The 6,000-nt window shown below is 60.4% G+C and carries 7 protein-coding genes; 4 read left to right on the top strand and 3 right to left on the bottom strand.

Features of this window, described 5'->3' with window-relative positions:
- Positions 1 to 389: zinc-binding dehydrogenase (locus tag OQK_RS21650; RefSeq protein WP_038861527.1), on the top strand; the 389-nt coding region annotated here is incomplete at its 5' end.
- 130 nt (positions 390 to 519) lie between these two features.
- Positions 520 to 1,218: a tRNA (adenine(22)-N(1))-methyltransferase TrmK gene (locus OQK_RS21645; RefSeq protein ID WP_016774236.1), complete on the top strand. Its 699-nt coding sequence runs from the start codon at positions 520 to 522 to the stop codon at positions 1,216 to 1,218.
- Between the two features lie 193 nt (positions 1,219 to 1,411).
- On the opposite strand, the gene ycaC is transcribed toward OQK_RS21645, so the two are convergent.
- On the bottom strand, positions 1,412 to 2,041 hold the full coding sequence (ycaC, locus tag OQK_RS21640) for an isochorismate family cysteine hydrolase YcaC (RefSeq protein ID WP_016774235.1): 630 nt from the start codon (positions 2,039 to 2,041) through the stop codon (positions 1,412 to 1,414).
- A gap of 265 nt (positions 2,042 to 2,306) precedes the next feature.
- On the opposite strand from ycaC, the gene OQK_RS21635 reads away from it, so the two are divergent.
- Positions 2,307 to 3,017: an SDR family NAD(P)-dependent oxidoreductase gene (locus OQK_RS21635; protein WP_016774234.1), complete on the top strand. Its 711-nt coding sequence runs from the start codon at positions 2,307 to 2,309 to the stop codon at positions 3,015 to 3,017.
- A 94-nt stretch (positions 3,018 to 3,111) separates the two neighbouring features.
- Positions 3,112 to 4,041, top strand: a complete 930-nt coding sequence (locus tag OQK_RS21630) for a LysR family transcriptional regulator (protein WP_016774233.1) — start codon at positions 3,112 to 3,114, stop codon at positions 4,039 to 4,041.
- Here the strand turns inward: OQK_RS21630 and OQK_RS21625 are convergent, their stop codons facing one another.
- Positions 4,042 to 4,959 (bottom strand): AraC family transcriptional regulator, encoded by a 918-nt coding sequence (locus tag OQK_RS21625; RefSeq protein ID WP_016774232.1) that lies wholly within the window; start codon positions 4,957 to 4,959, stop codon positions 4,042 to 4,044.
- A gap of 174 nt (positions 4,960 to 5,133) precedes the next feature.
- Positions 5,134 to 5,898, bottom strand: coding sequence for an SDR family NAD(P)-dependent oxidoreductase (locus tag OQK_RS21620; protein WP_016774231.1), 765 nt, complete (start codon positions 5,896 to 5,898; stop codon positions 5,134 to 5,136).
- Positions 5,899 to 6,000: the final 102 nt, after the last annotated feature.

The raw sequence follows: 6,000 nt of genomic DNA, 5'->3' as shown, positions 1-6,000 counted from the left end.
AAGTGGTGGTGTCGCGCAATGCCGAAGAAATGGCGTCACACATCAAGAGTTTCGACTTCATCCTCAATACCGTCGCAGCGCCGCACGATCTCGATGCGTTCTTGGTTCTGCTCAAGCGCGACGGCGCGTTGACCCTGGTCGGTGCGCCCGCATCGCCGCATCCGTCGCCGAACGTATTCAACCTGATCACCAAGCGGCGCACCATTGCCGGTTCAATGATCGGCGGCATTCCCGAGACTCAGGAAATGCTGGATTTCTGCGCCGAGCACGGCATCGTTTCCGACATCGAGTTGATCCGCGCCGACCAGATCAACGAGTCCTATGAGCGCATGCTCAAGGGCGACGTGAAATACCGCTTCGTCATCGACAACGCAACGCTCGCCGGCTAAGCGCCAACGTCCATCGGCAGCGCCGTGCTGCCGATGGCTTGAAGGATTCCATCGGCGCGATTTGACAGCGCCCGCGTTGCTCGCCAGAGTCGCACCCCTTTTTCCACCGCTGGGTGAACAGGGGTCGCCGTTGAACCAACAGACATTGTCCATGCGCCTTGAACGCGTCGCCGCTCACGTGCCGGTCGGCGCACGACTGGCCGATATCGGTTCCGATCACGCCTATTTGCCCGTTGCCCTGATGCGCCGAGGACTTATTACAGCGGCGGTGGCTGGCGAGGTCGCGTTGACGCCATTCCACGCGGCGCAACGCATCGTCAATTACAACGATCTGCAAGGCCAGATTAGCGTGCGTCTGGCCGATGGTCTGGCGGCGATCAGGCCTGACGACGGCATCAGCGCCATCACCCTGTGCGGTATGGGCGGCGAAACCATTCGCGATATTTTCGACAGTGGCAAGGCCCATCTCAGCGGCCACGAACGCTTGATCCTGCAACCCAACGGCGGCGAGCAAACGCTGCGCCAATGGTTGATGGACAACGGCTACCGCATCGTCTGTGAAGAGGTGCTGCATGAGAACCGCTTCGACTACGAAATTATCGTTGCCGAGCGGGCCTCTGATCCGGTGACTTACGATGCCAGGGAACTGTTTTTCGGTCCGCTGCACCTGCAGGCACGCTGCCCGGCATTTCTGCACAAATGGCAACGCAGGCTGAGTCAGCGGCAGAAGACGTTGGGGCAGTTTACGCGAGCGCAACAGGCGTTGCCGGAGGACAAAATTCTTGCGCTGAGGCAAGAGATGCAGTGGATCAGCGAATTGCTTGGGTGACTGTGCCGCCTTATTCGCGAGCAGGCTCGCTCCCACAGGAAATTGCGTTTCTCCTGAGCGAACACAGTCAACTGTGGGAGCGAGCCTGCTCGCGAAAGCGGTGGGTCAAGCTACAGAGCAACCAAGTTGGCCGCAGCCGTCGGAAAAACAAAAAGCCTGCTGTTAAAAGCAGGCTTTTTCGTGGGTCGTGAACTTACTTCTGCTGCGTCAGCGCCGAGTAGCTGTTCATCAGGTTGCGATAGTTGGGGATACGCTGCGACAGCAGGTTACCCAGGCCTTCAATGTCGTTGCGCCAGTCGCGGTGCAGCTCACAGGCCACCGAGAACCAGTTCATCATCTGCGCGCCAGCCTGAGTCATGCGGCTCCATGCGGCTTGCTGCACGGTGGTGTTGAAGGTGCCGGACGCATCGGTGACCACAAACACATCAAACCCTTCTGCCAGCGCCGACAGGGTCGGGAACGCTACACAGACATCCGTGACCACACCGGCAATGATGATCTGCTTACGCCCGGTAGCCTTGATTGCCTTGACGAAATCTTCGTTGTCCCAAGCGTTGATCTGACCTGGGCGAGCGATGTACGGCGCGTCCGGGAACATTTCTTTCAACTCCGGTACCAGCGGGCCGTTCGGGCCTTGTTCGAAGCTGGTGGTGAGGATGGTCGGCAGGTCGAAAAACTTGGCCAGATCCGCCAGCGCCAGCACGTTGTTCTTGAACTCGTTCGGCGAGAAGTCCTGCACCAGCGAGATCAGACCGGTCTGGTGGTCAACCAGCAGCACGATAGCGTCGTCTTTGTTCAGGCGGTTGTAGGTTGGAGTGGTCATGGTGTGCGTCCCTTTTCAAGTTTGGAGTTTTGTTGTTGCGTTCAAGTTGGGTACAGATTACTGACGCACAGCAAAGGGATAAATCGGCTGAAAAGCGTTTCACCGTCCACTCAAACGGGACAATCATTTGAGGTCCGCTCTGATTAGATACACCACAGTACAAATGATGTACCTCAGCCCCCATTTATCAACTCGGCACAACTTCCTAAAGTCTCCTCCAACAGCCACCCGCCATCCTGACGGGCCAGCGACAGAGGAAATCATCATGAGCACATCGAAAAAAGTAGTTGTCATCACCGGCGCTTCACAAGGCATTGGTGCAGGTCTAGTCGAAGGCTTTCGCGCCCTTGGCCATCAAGTGGTCGCTACCTCGCGCTCGATCAAAGAATCGAGCGACCCGGATGTCCTGACCGTCGCCGGCGACATTGCCGATCCGCAAACCGCCGAGCGCGTGATTCGCGCCGCTGTTGCCCGCTTCGGTCGCGTCGATACGCTGGTCAACAATGCCGGGATCTTTCTGGCCAAGCCGTTCACCGCTTACAGTCAGGCGGACTATGCCCAGGTCGTGGCGACCAACATGAGTGGTTTCTTCTACATCTCGCAACTGGCCATCGCCGAGATGGAAAAACACGGCAGCGGCCACGTCGTCAGCGTGACCACCAGCCTGGTCGATCATGCAATCGACGGCGTGCCTTCGGTATTGGCGTCGCTGACCAAGGGCGGCATCAACGCCGCGACCAAATCCCTGGCGATCGAGTACGCCAAGCGCGGGATTCGGGTCAACGCCGTGTCGCCGGGCATCATCAAAACGCCGATGCACGCCGAGGAAACCCATCAGGCATTGGGCAGCCTGCACCCGGTCGGCCACATGGGCGAAATCGACGACATCGTGCAAGCGATCCTCTACCTCGACGGCGCCAATTTCGTCACTGGCGAGATCCTGCATGTCGACGGTGGCCAGAGCGCCGGCCATTGATCGAAACCCTGCAACGCCGCCGGTGGATACCGGCGGCGTCGTTGGTTGTGGTACACAGAGGATGAACGTCCGTCGATCCTCGGTGCGAGCCACAATGAAACGCCATTTTGAAGATTTGCAGTTAGGCAGTATCGAACTGTTCTGCCTGGCCGCCGAAGCCGGCAGCTTCACCGCCGCCGCGCAACTGGCCGGGGTCACGCCCGCTGCGGTGAGCCGGTCAATTCTGCGTCTGGAGCAACGCCTGGGTTCGCGACTGTTCGCGCGCACCACGCGCAGCATCCGCCTCACCGACGCCGGCCGCAGCTTCTTCGAACAGTGCAGCCAGGCGCTGACGCAACTGGTCGAAGCGCAGCAGGAAGTCATGGGCGCGCAGACTTCGCCATCGGGTCGACTGCGCATCAGCCTGCCAACCACCTACGGGCATCACCGCATCCTGCCGCTGCTGCCGAAATTTCGCGCGTTGTACCCCGAGGTCACGGTCGACGTGCACTTGGGCAACCGCAATATCGACTTCGTTGAAGAGGGCTACGACCTGGCGATACGCGTGCGCGCGCAACCGGACTCGACCCTGATCGCGCGCCTGCTGGAAGACGCCGCCCTGGTGGTGGTCGCCGCCCCCGAATATCTGCATAGAGCCGGCACGCCGCAGACGTTGGACGATCTCATCGCGCATGAGTGCATCCAGTTCGAATTGCCCAGCAGCGGGCGGCGGATTTCCTGGCTGTTTCAGGAAAACGGCCGGGACCTGGAAGTGATTTCCGACGGTGGCTATTCCTGTTCCGACGATGTGCTCGGCGGTGTGACGCTGGCCAAGCACGGCGCCGGGCTGTTTCAGACTTACCGGTTCATCGTCGAGCAGGAACTCGCCGATGGCCGCCTGATTGAAGTGCTGCAGCCGTACGCCGGACGTTCGCGCCCCTACACCCTGCTCTACCCGCACGGCCGCTATGTGCCGCAACGGGTGCGGGCGTTTGTGGATTTTCTGTTGGGGTTTCGTGATGAATGGGCGGGACACCCGCGGTAATCAACCGGTCTGACGCAGGCGGCTGAGTTCCTTCGACGGCGGGCAGCCGAACTGGCGGTTGTATTCACGGCTGAACTGCGAAGCGCTTTCGTAGCCGACGCGGTAACAGGCGCTCGAGACGTCCAGCCCTTCATTGATGATCAGCCGCCGCGCCTCTTGCAGGCGCAGCTGTTTTTGATATTGCAGCGGGCTCATCGCGGTGACGGCTTTGAAGCGGTGATGCAGCGCCGAGTTGCTCAGGTTGGCCACCTGCGCCAGCGCGTCGATACGCAGCGGCTCGGTGAAATTCTTGTTCAGCCAGTCGATAGCGCGCGTGACCCGGTGGGTCTGCGAATCGTTGACGGCGATTTCATACAGCAGATGCCCGTGCTGGCCGCGCAGCAGGCGGTAATACAGCTCGCGCAACGCCATCGGCGCGAGCATGCCGATGTCGCGTGGATTATCCAGCAGGCGCACCAGACGCAGCATGGTATCGAGCAATGTCACGTCGATCTTGTCGAGAAACATCCCGCGCCCGGCGTCCTGTGGCATGCCGGTCAGCGGCGATTCGGCTATCAGTTGCGTCAGTTGTGCCGGATCGAAATCCAGCCGTACGCAAAAATACGGCGCCTCGGGCGAGGCTTCGATCACCCGTCCCGACACCGGCAATGTCACCGACACCACCAGATAATTCAGCGGGTCGTAGAGGAAGCGCTCATCACCCAGCCCGACTTCCTTGCGCCCCTGCACGATCAGGCACAGCGCCGGCCGGTGCACAACGTGAATCAGCTCGGACGGGCCATCGAGACGGATCACGTGCAGCGGCGCAATCGCGGTTTCGTAGGTGCCTGGCGCATCGAAGCGTTGAGTCAGCAAGCGCACCAGTTCGGCGCGATACACCGCCGTGTCGTGGAGGATGGAAGCGTCGTGGTTATCCATGCAAAGGACCTCGAAAGCAGACGAAGGTGGGTCAACTGCGGAGGAAGATTAGCCAGTTTTACTCAGCGGCGACTAGTTCAAAGATGCTGCAGATTTGCCTGATTCTGCGTGCTCGTCTTACTGGCAAAGCCATGGGCGCGTTATCACACGCGCCCTTGGCTTCTCACCCGACTATCAACCCGCCGTAACCGTCATGCCGCCATCGGCCATGACCACCGAGCCGACCATGAAACTGGCGCGGTCGGAGGCCAGAAAGGTCACGATCTCGGCGATCTCTTCCGGCTGCGCCGCCCGACCGATCGGCGCCGCTTCGCCGTGCTGCGCGAGGAAGCCCGGGCCGTCCTCGACCACGTCATTGAGGATGTTAGTCACCACATCGCCGACGCCGATGGCATTGACGCGAATGCCGTGCTCGATGACTTCCAGGGCCAGCGTGCGGGTCAACTGTGCCAGCGCGCCTTTGGAAGCGGTGTAGGCGGCAATGGTCGGAAAGGCAAAGTACGACGCATAGGAAGCGATATTGACGATTGCACCGGACTTGTTCGGGATCATCGCCTTGACCGCTTCGCGGCAGTGCAGGAAGGCGGCCGTGGCATTCACTGCCTGGATCTTTTCCCAGTCGTCGCGGCTCATGTCGATCACTGCTTTGTTGATAATGATCCCGGCGTTATTGACCAGAATATCCAGGCGCCCGAACTGCTCGACGGCAAGGCCTACTGCACGTTCGGCGGCGCCGTCCTCGGTGATGTCCGCCACCAGCGGCACCAGATCGGGACGAGCCAGTTCTTCGACAGCCGGGTTGAGGTCTTCGGCAATCACCTTGGCGCCGCGAGCGTGCAGCATCAGCGCAATCGCCTTGCCGATGCCACTGGCCGCGCCAGTGACCAGTGCAACTTTACCGGCGACTTCTTGTGGCAGGGTGTGGTTGAAATCAGTCATGGTTTTAACTCCTCGATAGCGAATCGGTGTTGCGCCTGATGGCGCGCTCGTAAACACGGCTTCACTGTCGCGCACTGGCCGCCGCCGGGCTTTCGGGCGATT

Origin of the sequence: Pseudomonas sp. R62 (genome assembly GCF_000257605.1) — a bacterium.
GTDB lineage: Bacteria > Pseudomonadota > Gammaproteobacteria > Pseudomonadales > Pseudomonadaceae > Aquipseudomonas > Aquipseudomonas atacamensis.
This window is presented reverse-complemented; position numbering and strand designations above follow the sequence as displayed.